The sequence below is a fragment of the Pseudomonas shirazensis genome, assembly GCF_014268785.2.
Classification (GTDB): Bacteria; Pseudomonadota; Gammaproteobacteria; order Pseudomonadales; family Pseudomonadaceae; genus Aquipseudomonas; species Aquipseudomonas shirazensis.
The window spans coordinates 592186-607050 of the sequence record NZ_JABWRD020000001.1; the positions used below are offsets into that span (position 1 = coordinate 592186).

Sequence of the window (14865 nt, forward strand, 5' to 3'; positions counted from 1 at the left end):
CATCAGGGGCTGTGATGCGAGGTTACTCAGCGCGCCGGCTGCGCCGCTGCCGCAAGCGCGCCAACCATGCGTGCAAACGGGACAACCTGCTGCCTAGTCGCTGCTGCCCAGCAGGCGCAACTGCCAATCGCTCGGCGCCTGACCGAGCGTGCGCTTGAACATGGCCGCAAAGGCGCTGGCGCTTTCGTAACCGTGCTCCAGCGCCACCGTCAGGATCGGCTTGCCCTCGGCGAGCTTCTGCTGGCTGAGCATGACCCGCGCGCGAGTCCGCCATTCGCCATAGGACATGCCCACTTCCCGCTGAAACAACCGCGCCACGCTGCGGGCACTGAGGTTGAGCTGCGTGCCGCATTGCTCCAGGGTGAGGTCTTGGGCCGGGTTGTCGAGAAAGCGCTCGCACCACGCTCGCAGCCGCGCATGCTGCGGCATCGCTACGAAGGCATCGAGGTGGGCCGCGTTGGCCAGTTCGTGTTTGATCAGGGCGCGGATGTGCTCGCCGTCCTGCCGGTCGGGCAAGTGTGACGCGGCCAGAATCAATTCGCGCAGCAAGCCGGAAACGACGATCACCTGACAGCGGTCGATGTGCGCTTCAAGCAGCAGCGTGCGCATGCGCACCTGGCCTTGCATGGTGATCGCGTGGTTGACCCCGGCCGGTACCCACAGGGCATGCCCGCCGGGGATGACGTAGTTACCGCTGTTACTGCTGACACGCATGATGCCGCTGGCGGCGTAGATCAGCTGGTCTTCGCCGTGGCAGTGATGGGCAACGTGCTCGCCGTGTTGATAATCCCTTCCCAGCGTTTGCATGGATCGCTCCGTTTGACGGGATCTGATTATACCGCTGGCTGGTGGCGATTTATTGCAACATGTTACTGTTAGGAGATTTATTCTGCTTGGATCTTGCTTTTTTAAAGAGTTTATCGGTTGTTGTTTGCTTTTTATCGCAATTAGCGTGCGCTTGTTCCTGTTTGCGATTGCAGCTATTTCACAGCCAGCAAGGTGTAACACATCGGCACCTGCAGCTCGTTGCTCTCATAAACGTCATAGAGCTCTTCGCGGTTCGAGTGCGGGTACTCGGTAAACGCCTGCAGTTGCAGCGACGCTTGCAGCACAGCGGTAACGATGTCGCTCATGCGGTGGATGTGCCAATACGACGTCACCCCATTCGCCTCACCCTGGCCCTCATAAACAATGGCCTTGTCCTCAACCACAGGCTCGGTCTGGAAGTAGCTGCCGCTGATGCGCCAGGGGTCGCTGGACTCAGGTTCGAGCATCTCCAGAAACGGGTGAGTTTCGTAAATGGCCAGCGTCCCGCCCGGCTTAAGCGTGCTGGCGGCGTGGCGGAAAAACGCGGGCAGATCGGGCATCCAGTTGAGCACGCCGATGGTGATCAGCACCACATCGAAGCGCGCGGTCACCGAGGCTGGTAGCTGGTGGATGTCGGCTTCGATGAACTCGACAGCGTGGGGCGACCTTGCGGCGAGTTCATGGGCTTGCTGCAGGAATGCGGCGGACTGATCGACGCCCACCACATGCTCGGCGCCTAGCGCATACAGCGAGAGCGCTTCGCGGCCATTGTTGCAGCCCAACTGCAGTACCTGTTTGCCGCGAAGGTCTACTTGCTTGAGCAGCGCCGTGAGTGTCGGGTCCAGGCAGGAGAACTGCGCATTGGCAACCTCCGTCAACAAGCTCTGCCAGGTGGCACTGTTGCGATGCGCATCGGCAGAGGCGTTCCAGGCATCGCGGTTGCTTTTGATCATGTGCTTGAACGACGGCATATTGGGCTTCACTCCATGAAGATGCCGGTGATCAGGCCGGCTGATTGCCTAGTGAGCACTTAGGGGAAGGCTTAGTGCAAGCAACAAACTCACTGGCTAGCGACTACATCGATATTTTTGTGAAAACGGGCGGCGTGATCCCCCGTGGTGAATTGCCGTTCGTGCATACGCAGGATATGAACATGCCCAAGGCGGGCCAGGACTTGACCTTCGATTTCTATGAAACTCCAGTGCGGCCTGACCTCAAGACCGAGGTCTACATGAAATGGCAGGGGGACCGCAGCGAGTATTGCTTCAATACCGCGCAGTTCACCCCCAAACCCGGCCATTACCATGAGTTCTGGATGACCTCAGGCCATGGCCGCTCAGTTGATCGCGGGCTCAGCAGGGCTGCACGGCAAGACGGTTGCTGACCTTGCGGCCCAGCACCAGCACCGTCATGAAGCCGCAGGCGACCAAGGCGGTTGCCAGGCTGAGCAACGCTGCAGTACCCAGCTGATCGACGATCTGCCCACCAAAGAACGAGCCCAGCGCAATGATCACCTGGAACATCGCCACGAACAGCGGCATGCCGCGTTCGACGTCCCTGGGTGCAACGATGAACATCCAGATGCTGGCGCAGGCCGGGAACGCACCGAAGGCGAAGCCCCACAGCGCAATCAAGATGGCCGCGCCGGTCATGCCGGTGGCGAAGTGGGGGAACAGTGCAGTGCTGATACCGATCATTACAGCCACCAGCATCAAGGTATGACGCACGCTGCGGTTGGCGGCAAAGCCGGCGAAGATATTGCCCAGCACACCGGCCACGCCGTACAGCAACAGCAGCGAGCCAATGGTCGGCCCGTCGAAGCCGGCATTCTGTTTGAAGAACGGCGCCACGTAGGTGTATGCCGCAAAGTGCGCCAGGCCAATCAGCAACACGGCAATCAGGCCAATCCGCGCCTGCGGATTGATGAACAACGCCGGTAGGTCACTGACGCGGATGGCCTTTTCCGGATTGAGCCGCGGTAGCAAAAGCACCTGCGCCAGTAGCACCGGAATGCCCACCAGTGCGGTCACCAGGAAGGTCATGCGCCAGCCCATCAGCCCGCTCAGCCAGGTACCGACCGGCACGCCGAGCACGGTGGCCAGGGTTACGCCGACCATGATGATCGAGGTCGCCTGTGCCACGCCGACACCCTTGGGCGCGAGGCGGCCACTCAGGGCAATCGCGGTGGCCCAAAAGCCACCGATACTGATGCCCAGCAGCACGCGGCCGAACAGCAGCAGGCTGAAGTCGCTGGCGTAAGCCACAACTGCGTTGGCGATGATCATGATCAGGGTCAGACCGATGAGCAGGTAACGGCGGTCCATAGTGCCGATGCCGACTGACAGCAGCGGGGCAGCGAGGGCCGCCATGATGCCCGGCACGGTGACCATCAGCCCGGCGTGGCCGGCGCTGATGCCCAAGTCGCGGGCGACGTCGTTGAGCACGCCCACTGGCAGAAACTCGCTGGTAACCAGGGCAAATGCGCCCACGGCGACCGAGAGGATCGCCAGCCACTGCTGTGCGACGCTTTGTTGATTGTGTTCAGGGAGGCCGCTAGGGGCCTGGCTGGCGCTTGGCATGAGGCTTGGTTCCAAGGATGAGGTCGCCTTGAGCAGGCGGGAGAGGGCGGATTGGCGGGCATTATAGAAGTCGCCTGCGGCAAGCGGGCAGGCGTGCGGTTCGATAGTAATCATCAGTGGTATCGATGAAAGGTGCTGAACAGAGCGGCTGCCAGTGCCAGGCATGCGCGAGCTTGTCTCTTGACTGAAACTGGCAGATCAGCATTGACAGTGCCTGTCTCGCCCTTACAATCGCGCCCCCTCGATTCAGCACGCACAGTGAAAAGGAGCTTCGATGCAACGGGTGATGATTGTTGGCCAGCCGGGTTCGGGCAAAAGCACTCTGGCGCGGCAGCTTGGTGAACGCACTGGTTTGCCGGTCGTGCACATCGACACCATTCACTGGCAGCCCGGCTGGGTTGAGCGCAGCCGGGATGAGAAGACCCGGCTGTGCGGCGAGGTCGAGGCGGGTGAGCGGTGGATCTTTGAAGGAGGGCATTCGGCGACCTGGGAAAATCGGCTGGCGCGCGCTGACCTGTTGATCTGGATTGACCGATCGACTCCGCTGCGGTTCTGGCGGGTGTTGCGAAGGACGTTGCTCAATCGTGGTCGAACCCGGCCTGACCTGCCGGCAGATTGCCCTGAGTTGCTGGGCAATCTGCCTGAGTTTTTCCGCTTCATGTGGCAAACCAGGCAGTCGGCGCGGCGCAAGATGCAGCAGTTGGTGGCGGATGCACCGCGGGGTTGCCGGGTGGTTTGCTTGCGTTCTGATCAAGATACCCAGGCGTTTTTGGCGAGCTTCGACTAAGGATTCGCGTTGCGCTCGGGAAGTTGGGCCGCTTGTGCCTCTATCGCAACGTCTTTTGCATGATGATCGTGCGCTCGGAACCGTGAAATTCGTCGCGAACCTCGCTGAAGCCCAAGCGCTGATAAAATGCCTGAGCAGTAATCGACGAGGGCACGCTCAACACGCCGAGGCCTCTGGCCTGCGCCACTGCCTCAAGTTTACGCATCAATTGCTGCCCAAACCCGCGGCGCTGAAAATCAGGGCTCACAAACACACTGCGCACCACACCGCCATCCAGGCTCGCCGTAGCTACTACCTGATCTTGCAGAGTTGCGACATACACCTCACGCAAGGCAATCAGTTGCTCGACCGCTGCGGGTGAAAAACTGCGTTGCACCTGTTCAATGATGTCTGCTGAGTAGTCCCTGGCGTTGGACTCACGCAATGCGCCAATCACGACCGCGCTGATTGCTGCTGCGTCCGCCACGGTTGCCGGTCGAATCACAGAAGTCATCCGATGCCCCGGCTTGAGTTGGGGGTGTACCAAGGTGCTGCGGACTCGAGATGAACGTGTTTCTGTTTGGCTGGCAGCAACGGTGTGTCGAGTGTGCCCAGTGCAATCGAAACCCAGTCAGCGAACTCACCCGTTGAGCGCGACCAGAACAGCGTTGATCCGCACTCGCTGCAGAATTCACGTTTCACTGTGGCTGATGATGCATAGGCCCTGATGCTCGACTCGCCACTGAGGATACGTAGCGCGTCGCGTGGCACGCTGGCGTATGACGCGAATGCGGCGCCGTGGCCTTTGCGGCATTGACTGCAATAACAGTGGCTGACGGCTTTTGCCGGCGTGAGTAGCTGGTAGCTGACGGCGCCGCAGAGGCAGCTGCCGCGATGGGTTTCGGTCATGTGCTTCTCCAAGGGAGCGAAGTGGCAGCGTAGCCAATTGTGATTGGCTGGTCGAGTCGTGGGGATTGGGGCCGCTACGCGATCCTTTCGCGACACACGGCCGCTCCTACAGGGGATGTGGAGCGGCCTTGCCGGGGCGCCGGACCGGTCGGAAAGGGCTGCAAAGCAGCCCCAAATTCCCACGCTCACATCGTCAGGCCCTGACCTCCACACTGCGTGGCTGCACCCCAATCCTGAACCAGATCGAATACATCGCCGGGAGAAACACCAACGTCATGATGGTACCGACCAGCGTGCCGCCGATCAGGGTATACGCCAGCGTGCCCCAGAACACTGAATGAGTTAGCGGGATAAACGCCAGGATCGCCGCCAGTGCCGTCAGCAGCACTGGCCGGGCGCGCTGCACCGTGGCCTCGACCACTGCATCGAACGGATCCAGCCCGGTGATCTGGTTCTGATGAATCTGCCCGATCAGGATCAACGTGTTGCGCATGAGAATTCCCGACAGCGCAATCAGCCCGACCAGCGCGTTGATGCCAAACGGCTGCTGAAACAGCAACAGCACCGGCACCACACCGATCAAGCCCAGCGGTGAGGTGAGAAACACCATGACCATCGCCGAGATCGAGCGCACCTGCAGGATGATGATCAGCAGGGTCAGGGCAATCATGATCGGCAGCAACGGCACGATCGCCTGGCTGGCCTTGGCCGACTCTTCGATCGAACCTGCCATCTCGACCCGGTAGCCCGCCGGCAGCGTCGTGACGATCGGTTGCAGCGCCTGCCAGATCTGCGCGGACACATCCGGCGGCTGCAGGCCTTCGGCGGTATCACCGCGCACGGTGATGGTCGGGCTGCGGTCACGCCGGCGCAGCAGTGGGTCTTCCATGCGCACACTGACCTCGCCAACCTGGCCGAGGGGAATGCGCTGCCCGGCGGCGCCAACCAGGCTGAAGTTTTCGATCCTGGCCGGATCCAGCCGGGTGTCGCCAGCTGCGCGCGCCTCGACCTGCACCAGGCGGATGTCCTCGCGTACCGCCGTGACCGGCACGCCGCTGAGCAAAAACTGCAGTTGCTGGGCGACCGCTGCAGAGCTCAGGCCAACGGCCTGCAAACGGTTCTGATCCAGGGAGAAATGCAGCGTCGGCACCCGCGTGCCCCAGTCATTGTTTACCGTCTTCAACAGCGGGCTGGCCTGCATCACGCTTTGCACGCGCGCGGCGATTTGACCCAGTTGCGCGGTATCTGGGCCGGTTACCCGGTACGCTACGGGGAACGGTGAGTAAGGGCCGAATACCAGTTGCGTCACCCGCACGCGGGCTTCGGCGGCCAGGCCTTCGGCGGCCGCCTGGCGCAGGCGATGCTTGAGCGCCTCGCGCGCTTCCTGGCTGTCAGTGAGCACAACGATCTTGGCAAACGAAGGGTCAGGCAGCTCGGGCGCCATCGCCAGGAAGAACCGCGGCGGACCCTGGCCGATGTACGAGGTGACGATCTTGGCCTCTTCCTGCTTACGTAGCCACGTTTCAACCTTGATGGCTGCGGCGTTGGTCTGCTCGATCGAAGTACCGTACGGCAGCTGCAGCTCAACCAGCACCTCTGGCCGATCGGATGTGGGAAAGAACTGCTTCTTGACCAAGCCCATACCCAGCACCGCGGCCACGAAGGCCGCGATGACCGCGCCCGCTACCAGCCACTTGTGCGCAATCACCCGCGCCAGCAGCGAGCGAAAGCGGTTGTAGTGGCGGGTGTTGTAGATCGCGGCGTGGCCGCCTGGCACCGTCTTGATGTCCGGCAGCAGTTTGACCCCAAGGTAGGGCGTGAAGGCTACCGCCACGATCCACGAGGCAATCAGCGCGATACCAACGATCCAGAACATGTTGCTGGTGTATTCACCGGCGGTGGACTGGGCGAAGCCATTGGGCATGAAGCCGATGGCCGTCACCAGCGTGCCGGCCAGCATGGGCGCCGCGGTGTGGCTCCAGGCGTAGGCCGAGGCCTGGAAGCGGTCGTAGCCTTCCTCCATCTTCACCACCATCATCTCAATGGCGATGATGGCGTCATCGACCAGCAGGCCCAGCGCCAGAATCAACGACCCAAGGGTGATCCGGTCAAAGCTCTTGCCGGTCGCCGCCATCACCACAAAGACCATGGCCAGGGTCAGCGGCACGGCGGCCGCGACCACGATACCCACCCGCCAGCCCATGCTGATGAAGCACACCAGCATCACCACCAGCAGGGCGACCACGAACTTGACCATGAACTCGTCAACCGAGGCGCTGATATTGACCGCCTGATCGGTGACCTTGCTCAGCGTCATGCCCAGCGGCATGGCCTGGTTGATGTTCGTTGTTTCTGCTTGCAGCGCCTTGCCCAGATCCAGGCCGTTCCAGCCTTCGCGCATCACCACGCCCAACAGCAGGGCCGGCTCACCGCCGTTGCGCACGAGGAAGGTGGCAGGGTCCTGATAGCCGCGCTCGACGTCGGCCACATCGGCCAGGGTCAAGGTGCGCCCTTGGGCTGCAACCGGAGTCTGACGGATCTTCGTCAGTTGATCGAAGGCACCATCGACCCGCACCACCACCTGCGGGCCATGGGTTTCGATCGAGCCGGCCGGGGTCAGCACGTTCTGCTCGTTGAGCGCGGTAAAGATCGCTTGCGGGGTGACGCCCAGGGTCGCCAGGCGATCATGGGAGAATGATACAAAAATCCGCTCGGCCTGTTCGCCGATGATATTGACCTTCTTCACCCCCGGCACATGCAGCAGGCGCTGGCGCAGCCCCTCGGCGTTGCGCACCAGCTGGCGCTGTGGCTCGCCTTTGGCCTTGAGCGCATACAGGGCAAAGGTCACGTCGGAGAATTCGTCGTTGATCATCGGCCCGATCACGCCGGCCGGCAGCGCCTTGGCTTCATCGCCAAGCTTCTTGCGCGCCTGGTAGAACTCCTCCTGCACCTGGGAGGGTGGAGTGCGATCCAGCAGCGAGACCATGGTGAAGGCCAGCCCCGCGCGGGTGTAAGTTTCGCTACGGTCGTACCAGCGCAACTCCTGCATGCGCTTTTCCAGCGGTTCGGCGACCAGGTCCTGCATCTGCTGCGCTGTCGCACCGGGCCAGGCGCTGACGATGGTCATCTGCTTGACGGTGAAGGGTGGGTCCTCAGCGCGGCCGAGTTTGAAGAACGCCAGCGCGCCGGCGAAGCCGATCAGTACAATCAGAAACAGGGTGATGGCGCGCTCGCGCACCGCCAGCGCCGACAGATTGAAACGCGACGCGCTCATGGCTGGCTCCCGGCAACGTTAACTGCGGGGGCGACCAGCACCGGCTGATCATGGCGTAGCAAGTGCGCGCCGAGGGCGACGACCTGTTCGCCGGCAGTCAGATCGCCGACTACCCGCGCCGCATCGTCGCTGATTCCGAGCACCTGAACCGGGCGCCATGCGAGCTTGGCTGGTTGCCCGGTTACGACCCAGACGCCACTGCCGCTGCCAGGGTCGTACAGCGCACCAATCGGCACCTGGCGGGCGTTCTCTTCGGTGATCTGGGGGGCAAGCACGAGAGTAATGGTCGCGCCCAGCGGCGCGTTTGCCAGAGGCCCAGCCAGCACATACCTGGCTTCGAAGGTGCGGGTGGTGCTGTCGGCGGCTTCGGACAGCAGGCGCAATCTGGCCGGAACTTGCTGAGCCTGAAGGCCGTACAGCGTGGCCTGCGCGACCGAACCAGCGGCTGGGCGCAGCGTTTCCGGGAGGTGGACCACGGCCTCGCGCTGGCCGGCGCGGGCCAGCCTGACCACCGCTTGGCCGGCGCTGACGACTTGCCCAGGCTCAGCCAGGGTATCCATCACCACGCCGTCGGCATCGGCCAGCAGTACCGCGTAGCCGGTGGCGTTGCTGGCCACGTCCGCCTGTGCCTGAGCGGCTTTGAGCTGAGCCTTGGCCGAGTCTGCAGCCGCCTTGAGCTGGTCGTAGGCCGAGGCGGACACAGCGCCTTCGGCCACCAACCCGCGATAGCGTGCTTCGTCGTCGCTGGCCTGCTTGGCCCGTGCCCGGGCAGCGGCAACCGCCTCTTGCTGCGCACGTGCCTGCAGCTTCAGGTCAACCGGGTCGAGGCGCATCAGTGGCTGCCCGCGCTGCACCGTTTGCCCTGTGTCGACCAGCCGCTCAAGGATCTTGCCCGGCACGCGAAAGCCCAGGTCGCTCTGCGTGCGGGCGACCACTACGCCGGTGAAGGCGCGGGCTGCGGCAGAGGCGTTTGCCACTGGCGCCGTTCTGACCAGCGGTGGCTGGTCGCGGGGGTCTTTACTGACCGACGAATCGCCGCACGCCACCAGGACGATAGGCAGCAGGCAACTGGCAAATGCGGCAAGGTGCAGGCGCATGGGATCCATTACTCAAAGGCATTAAGGAATCCCATTTTTGTTCTAGTGACTAAATTTGTCAATGGTCACGGCTTGGATTTCAAGGCGCCAGGCTCCTCAGAATCAGCGCCGGCAGCTGCACCACGGCCGTTTCTACCGAGTCCAGGTTGTACTGCAGTTGCGCTGCGTTGACGTAGGGCTTGAGCACCAGATAGATCGCTTCGGTCGTTTCATCCAGCGGTGTCTTGCGCTCGAATTCGCCTGCTTCGCGACCCTCGATCAAGACCTGTTGAATGACCTGGCGAAGGTCCGCCTCATGTGCCTGGACTGACGGCCACTGGTCGCGCGAGGCCACTGCGGCGATGTCGTACAGCTTGCGTTCGTGGAAGAACAAGTCGCTGCCCGCCTCAGCAATGGCGCGGAATAGCCGCCTGATCTGCTCTGAGGCAGTAGGCGCATCAGCGATGGCGGTGGTCACCAGTTGCCTGATCATCGCCAGCCGGTTGGCGCAGATCACTTCACCAATGGCCTTCTTGGAATCAAAGAATTTATAGATGTATGCCTTGGAAAAACCAATGGCCTTGGCCAGGTCCGAGACCGTGGTCTTTTCATAGCCGTAATGGGCGAAATGCAGCATGGCTGCCTGGATGACCTGATCGCGGACATCATGGTCGGCTGGGCCGCGAGTGGGTGCTGGGGAGGTATTTGTCGTCATGCTCAAAGCGTACTCTGCTGAGGGCCGGATTGACAGTTAGTGACCAATCTATAATATGGTCACAACCTGTAACGGTCATGGGAATCATCATGCAGCTTTATCGAAGCATCGCCCTCATCCTGAGCGCCAGCCTGTCTGCAGGGTGCATGGTGGGGCCTGATTATAAACAGCCGCAGGCGCCGCTTGCCGATCACTATCAGGGCTGGGCGGGGACGCAGGCACAATCGGCAGGTGCTGTAACCAACCTCGATCAGTGGTGGACAGGCTTTGCTGATCCGGCCCTCAGCGGGTTTGTCCGCCAGGCGCTGGCGCAGAACCTCGACCTGGCCCAGGCTCAGGCGCGGCTTGCACAGGCTCGGGCTGCGTTGGGTTCAGCCAACGCAGCGCTTTCACCGTCTGCCGGAGTCGATGGCCAAGCGGCCCGTGCCTATCAGTCGATTCAGACACCCTTGGGTCAGGTGCTCGATTCAACGCCTGGCTATGACCGTTACGGCAACAGCTATGAGCTCAACCTGGTTGCCGGCTGGGAAATCGACGTGTTCGGCGGGCTGCGCCGCGACCGCCAAGCCGCACTGGCCGAGTACCAGGCTTCTGAAGCCGGGGCAGTGGCGACGCGGCTTGCCGTGGCCGCCCAGACCGCTGACCTGTATGCCAGCGTGCGCGGGCTGCAGGCGCGTTTGGCGATCGTCGAACAGCAGGTGCAGAACCAGCGTGAGCTGCTGGCCAAAGTGCAGTTGCTCAACCGCAAGGGCGTTGCCGCAGATGCCGAACTGCGCCAGACCGAGGGTGAGCTGGCGCAGGTCGAGGCCCGTGCGCCGCTGTTGCGCACGGCGCTGGACGCGGCGCTCAACGCGTTTGATGTAACGCTCGGCAGCCCGCCGGGGACCCATCGTGCAGCGCTTGCGGCTGGGATGACGATTCCCCAGGCACCCCAACTCACCGACATCGGCGCACCCGCTGATCTGTTGCGGCGCCGGCCTGATCTGATCGCCGCCGAGCGCAGACTGGCCGCTGCCAATGCCTCCATTGGCAGCGCGATCAGCGAGTATTATCCGAAGTTTTCCCTGGGGGCATTGCTTGGCAGTGCGACGACCTCGGGTGGCCAGTTGTTCAGTGGTGGGGCGAGCCAGTCAGCTGTGTTGCTGGGGCTGCGCTGGCGGCTGTTCGACTTTGGCCGGATCAACGCTGAGATTGATCGAGCCAAGGGGCGTGAGGCCGAGGCTTTGGCGATTTATCGGCAGTCGGTGCTGAGGGCGTCGGCAGATGTCGAGAATGCCTTGTCAGCGTTGCTCAACCGCCAGGCGCAAGCCGCTACGCTTGCGGCTGGTGAGTCATCGCTGCAGCAGGCACGGCGGTCGTCCTTTGCGGCCTATCAAAAGGGCGCTGCCAGCCTGATCAACGTGCTCAATGCTGATCAGCAACTGCTGCGTGCTTCGGATGCCAGGGCGGTGGCACAAACGGAAGCTGCTCGTGCGGCAATTGCGGCGTACCGAGCGTTGGGTGGGGGCTGGTCGCCCGCTGAGGCAGTTACGCAGCGGCCTTAGTAGGCAAGGTTCACCACCACCTCAAAACTGCGTGACCACCGTCACACCTGCCGTCTCGAACCGGTCCATGTTCACCAGTGCGTTGCCTGCGTGAGCTGAAGACTTCCAATCGACTGCCGGTGACTGAGCTGGTGAGTATTTGACAGGCGGATGCCAGTAACCAGGGCACCGTGCGCGCTGGCTACTGGCGAAGCTCATTCAGCCAAGCGGCGCTGTGGCTACCCCGTCAAGCTGGCGCCAGATCTGCAGTGGGTTGTCTTGCTTGAGTTCATCAGGCAGCAAGGCATCCGGCAGGTTCTGATAGCACACCGGGCGCAGGAAACGCTCGATGGCGGTCGAGCCGACCGACGTGCTGCGGCTGTCGGAGGTGGCCGGGAAGGGGCCGCCATGGACCATCGCATCGCAGACTTCGACGCCGGTAGGAAAGCCGTTGACCAGCAGCCGGCCGGCTTTCTTCTCCAGCGTCTGCACCAGGCTGCGCGCAACCTCCAGGTCCTGCTCCGTCAACTGCAGGGTTGCCGTCAGCTGACCTTCAAGCGACCTGGCGAAGGCCAGCATCTGGTCCACGCTCTGGCAACTGATGACGATTGCCGCAGGGCCGAACACTTCTTCCAGCAGCTGCGGGTTGGCCGCGACATTGGCGAAGGTCGTGCGGTACAGATGACCCTGCGCTTGCGTCGCGCCTGAAGGCGGCTGGCCAGCGGCAACCAGTGCTGTGTCTGGCTGCGCAGCGATCCGTTGCAGGCCGGTCAGGTATGCCTGGTGAATGCCCGCTGTGAGCATCGTCTGGCTGGCCTTGTCAGCCAGGCAGGCACCGGCACGGGCAACGAACGTTTCCAGCTCAGGCCCTGCAACGGCCAGCAGGATGCCTGGGTTGGTGCAGAACTGGCCGGCGCCCAGTGCCAGCGCGTCGGCAAAGCCTGCAGCTATTGTCTCGGCTCGCGCTGCCAGTGCGCCTGGCAGCAGGAACACCGGGTTGACGCTGCTCATCTCGGCGTACACCGGGATCGGCTCGGCACGCGCTGCGGCTGCCCGTAGCAGGGCCAGGCCACCGCTGCGCGAGCCGGTGAAGCCAACGGCCTTGACGGCCGGGTGGGAGACCAGTTGTTGGCCGACGTCATTACCGTCACCCACCACCAGCGAGAAAGTGCCTTCGGGCAGTTCCAGTTGCTGCACAGCCTGTTGGATCACGCGCCCGACCAGCTCACTGGTGCCCAGGTGTGCCCGGTGCGCCTTGATGATCACCGGGCAGCCTGCGGCCAGTGCCGATGCCGTGTCGCCGCCCGCGACCGAGAACGCCAGCGGGAAATTGCTGGCGCCGAACACCACCACAGGTCCCAGCGCCACCTTGCACATACGCAGATCCGGGCGCGGCAGTGGCGCTCGGTCGGGCAGGGCAGAGTCGAAGGTCGCCTGCTGCCAGCGGCCTTGACGCAGCACCGAGGCAAACAGCCGCAGTTGGCCCACGGTACGCCCGCGCTCACCTTCCAGGCGGGCCAGAGGCAGCCCGCTTTCGCTGTGGGCGCGCTCAAGCAGCGTTGCGCCCAGGCCGACGATACCGTCGGCAATCCTTTCGAGAAGCTGCGCGCGCCGTTCCGGGCTGGTCGAACGCAAGCTGTCAAAGGCCTGGTCGGCAAGCTCGCACGCCTGATTGACCAAGTTGGCGCTGGCGCAGTTGAACACAGGGGCGGGGATGGCCTCTTCAGTCGCGGGGTTGATCGCCAGCAGTTCACGGCCTTGGCCACGAATCAGTTGATGCCCGATTATTTGTTCGCCGGTAAGTGGCATTGGTGTACTCCGTAAACCTGTTACTTGTCAGAAGAAATCGGCTGCTTCAACAGCAACAGGTAAGCCATGGCGGCGACCGCTGCGACGACGGCGCTGATGAGGAATGCCGAGGCGAACGAGCCCGATTGCTGAATGCTGAAGCCGGTGACGATCGGTGCCACTGATCCTGCCAGGTAGCCGCCGAAGTTCTGAATGGAGCCGAATGACGCGACCTGGCGGCTGTCGACGATGGTGTTGGCGATCATCCAGGCGGTGGAGCTGGCCATGTTGATGCTGAACAAGGCGCAGCAGAGCAGGGCCAGGCTGAGCACAATGCCGCTGCCAAAGGCCAGGGGCACGGTGAACGCCGCTGCGGCCAGCAACGCGCTGACGACCACCCGTTTGCGACTGCCCAGCACCGTGCCGCCTTTTTTCACCAGGCGGTCGCAGAGCCGGCCGGCGACGATGGTGCCCAGGGCGCCGAACACGTAAGCCAGTGACACCACCCAGGCGGTCTGATACAGGCCTAGACCGTGCTCGCGCTCGAAGTAGCCGGGCAGCCAGGTCAGGTGCAGCCAAAGCATGTAGATCACGCCCATGAAGCCCAGCACTGCGCCCCAGGTGCTCTTGTGGCGGAACAGTTCAGCCCAGGCGCTCAGCTGGGATTTCAAACTTGGCTTTGGCGCCACGTTGGCCTGTTGCTGAGTCTGCGACGCCAGCAGGCGCTCGCGTTCTTCGGCAGGCAATTCGGCCAGGTAACGCTCCTTGCTCTTGTAGAACGCGAACCAGCACAGCGCGATGACGATGCCGAACACGCCGGTAGCGATGAACATCCCGCGCCAGCCCCAGTTGATCATCAGCAGGGTCAGCAGTGGCGGGGCGATGCACGGGCCGATGCAGGTCGAGGACAGCACGATGCCGGTGGGCGTCCCGCGTTTTTCTGCCTCGAACCATTCCGCCAGGGCCTTGGCCGCCGAGGGGAACATCGGCGCTTCGCCGATCCCCAGCGCGATGCGCAGGCCGATGAATGCCGAGAAGCTGTTGATCAGGCCCGAGGCGGTCTGCGCCACCGACCAGCCCAACAGGGCGGCGCCGAGCGAGAGTTTGCTGCCCAGGCGATCGATGATCACCCCCAGCGGCAGTTGCGAGAAGGCATAGGCCAGGGAAAACGCCGACAGCAGAATGCCCATCTGCGAAGGCGTGATGGCCATGTCGCGCTGGATCGAGGTGTTGGCAATCGACAGAGCGCTGCGGTCGACATAGTTGATGATGCCGATTACCAGCAGCAGGCTGACAGTGATGAACTGGTATTTCTTGAACGGGTTTCGGCTGGCTACCGTATCCGCAGTGCGGTCAAGCTCGGCTTGCGCATATTTACTGGTCATGGCTGTTCACTTTTATTGTTATTGGGATTCGCTGTTGGCTTGG

At 62.8% G+C, this 14865-nt stretch carries 13 protein-coding genes; 3 read left to right on the top strand and 10 right to left on the bottom strand.

What is annotated here, in order from left to right; translation table 11 throughout:
- Positions 1–93: 93 nt before the first annotated feature.
- Complete coding sequence (locus HU736_RS02455; RefSeq protein ID WP_103436993.1) at positions 94–807, bottom strand: AraC family transcriptional regulator; 714 nt, start codon at positions 805–807, stop codon at positions 94–96.
- 173 nt (positions 808–980) lie between these two features.
- Positions 981–1778: a class I SAM-dependent methyltransferase gene (locus HU736_RS02460; RefSeq protein WP_186699778.1), complete on the bottom strand. Its 798-nt coding sequence runs from the start codon at positions 1776–1778 to the stop codon at positions 981–983.
- A 74-nt stretch (positions 1779–1852) separates the two neighbouring features.
- Between HU736_RS02460 and HU736_RS02465 the strand changes: the two genes are divergently transcribed.
- Complete coding sequence (locus tag HU736_RS02465) at positions 1853–2191, top strand: hypothetical protein (RefSeq protein WP_186699780.1); 339 nt, start codon at positions 1853–1855, stop codon at positions 2189–2191.
- Here HU736_RS02465 and HU736_RS02470 read toward each other — a convergent pair.
- Complete coding sequence (locus tag HU736_RS02470; RefSeq protein ID WP_186699933.1) at positions 2160–3386, bottom strand: MFS transporter; 1227 nt, start codon at positions 3384–3386, stop codon at positions 2160–2162. The genes HU736_RS02465 and HU736_RS02470 overlap by 32 nt on opposite strands.
- Positions 3387–3660: 274 nt before the next feature.
- On the opposite strand from HU736_RS02470, the gene HU736_RS02475 reads away from it, so the two are divergent.
- On the top strand, positions 3661–4173 hold the full coding sequence (locus HU736_RS02475) for an AAA family ATPase (protein WP_103436996.1): 513 nt from the start codon (positions 3661–3663) through the stop codon (positions 4171–4173).
- Between the two features lie 40 nt (positions 4174–4213).
- Here HU736_RS02475 and HU736_RS02480 read toward each other — a convergent pair whose 3' ends face one another.
- From HU736_RS02480 to HU736_RS02500, 5 genes are all read right to left on the bottom strand, one after another.
- On the bottom strand, positions 4214–4666 hold the full coding sequence (locus HU736_RS02480) for a GNAT family N-acetyltransferase (protein ID WP_186699782.1): 453 nt from the start codon (positions 4664–4666) through the stop codon (positions 4214–4216).
- Positions 4663–5061 carry a GFA family protein gene (locus tag HU736_RS02485; RefSeq protein WP_186699784.1) on the bottom strand — a complete coding sequence of 133 codons (399 nt, stop codon included), beginning with the start codon at positions 5059–5061 and terminating at the stop codon, positions 4663–4665. The genes HU736_RS02480 and HU736_RS02485 overlap by 4 nt, the downstream gene beginning before the upstream one ends.
- Positions 5062–5254: 193 nt before the next feature.
- Positions 5255–8335 carry an efflux RND transporter permease subunit gene (locus HU736_RS02490; protein ID WP_186699786.1) on the bottom strand — a complete coding sequence of 1027 codons (3081 nt, stop codon included), beginning with the start codon at positions 8333–8335 and terminating at the stop codon, positions 5255–5257.
- A complete protein-coding gene (locus tag HU736_RS02495) occupies positions 8332–9432 on the bottom strand; it encodes an efflux RND transporter periplasmic adaptor subunit (RefSeq protein ID WP_186699788.1) in 1101 nt (366 codons plus the stop codon). The genes HU736_RS02490 and HU736_RS02495 overlap by 4 nt, the downstream gene beginning before the upstream one ends.
- A 79-nt stretch (positions 9433–9511) precedes the next feature.
- Positions 9512–10126 carry a TetR/AcrR family transcriptional regulator gene (locus tag HU736_RS02500; RefSeq protein WP_186699790.1) on the bottom strand — a complete coding sequence of 205 codons (615 nt, stop codon included), beginning with the start codon at positions 10124–10126 and terminating at the stop codon, positions 9512–9514.
- A gap of 89 nt (positions 10127–10215) precedes the next feature.
- Between HU736_RS02500 and HU736_RS02505 the strand changes: the two genes are divergently transcribed.
- On the top strand, positions 10216–11670 hold the full coding sequence (locus HU736_RS02505; RefSeq protein ID WP_186699792.1) for an efflux transporter outer membrane subunit: 1455 nt from the start codon (positions 10216–10218) through the stop codon (positions 11668–11670).
- A gap of 198 nt (positions 11671–11868) precedes the next feature.
- Here HU736_RS02505 and HU736_RS02510 read toward each other — a convergent pair whose 3' ends face one another.
- Positions 11869–13458, bottom strand: a complete 1590-nt coding sequence (locus HU736_RS02510; protein WP_186699794.1) for an aldehyde dehydrogenase (NADP(+)) — start codon at positions 13456–13458, stop codon at positions 11869–11871.
- Between the two features lie 20 nt (positions 13459–13478).
- Positions 13479–14822 carry an MFS transporter gene (locus tag HU736_RS02515; RefSeq protein ID WP_186699796.1) on the bottom strand — a complete coding sequence of 448 codons (1344 nt, stop codon included), beginning with the start codon at positions 14820–14822 and terminating at the stop codon, positions 13479–13481.
- Between the last annotated feature and the right edge of the window lie 43 nt (positions 14823–14865).

Bases quoted from the DNA above. Each gene is read 5' to 3' on its own strand.
- HU736_RS02455 (WP_103436993.1), bottom strand. From the start codon at position 807: ATGCAAACGCTGGGAAGGGATTATCAACACGGCGAGCACGTTGCCCAT.
- HU736_RS02460 (WP_186699778.1), bottom strand. From the start codon at position 1,778: ATGCCGTCGTTCAAGCACATGATCAAAAGCAACCGCGATGCCTGGAAC.
- HU736_RS02470 (WP_186699933.1), bottom strand. From the start codon at position 3,386: ATGCCAAGCGCCAGCCAGGCCCCTAGCGGCCTCCCTGAACACAATCAA.
- HU736_RS02475 (WP_103436996.1), top strand. From the start codon at position 3,661: ATGCAACGGGTGATGATTGTTGGCCAGCCGGGTTCGGGCAAAAGCACT.
- HU736_RS02480 (WP_186699782.1), bottom strand. From the start codon at position 4,666: ATGACTTCTGTGATTCGACCGGCAACCGTGGCGGACGCAGCAGCAATC.
- HU736_RS02485 (WP_186699784.1), bottom strand. From the start codon at position 5,061: ATGACCGAAACCCATCGCGGCAGCTGCCTCTGCGGCGCCGTCAGCTAC.
- HU736_RS02490 (WP_186699786.1), bottom strand. From the start codon at position 8,335: ATGAGCGCGTCGCGTTTCAATCTGTCGGCGCTGGCGGTGCGCGAGCGC.
- HU736_RS02495 (WP_186699788.1), bottom strand. From the start codon at position 9,432: ATGCGCCTGCACCTTGCCGCATTTGCCAGTTGCCTGCTGCCTATCGTC.
- HU736_RS02500 (WP_186699790.1), bottom strand. From the start codon at position 10,126: ATGACGACAAATACCTCCCCAGCACCCACTCGCGGCCCAGCCGACCAT.
- HU736_RS02505 (WP_186699792.1), top strand. From the start codon at position 10,216: ATGCAGCTTTATCGAAGCATCGCCCTCATCCTGAGCGCCAGCCTGTCT.
- HU736_RS02510 (WP_186699794.1), bottom strand. From the start codon at position 13,458: ATGCCACTTACCGGCGAACAAATAATCGGGCATCAACTGATTCGTGGC.
- HU736_RS02515 (WP_186699796.1), bottom strand. From the start codon at position 14,822: ATGACCAGTAAATATGCGCAAGCCGAGCTTGACCGCACTGCGGATACG.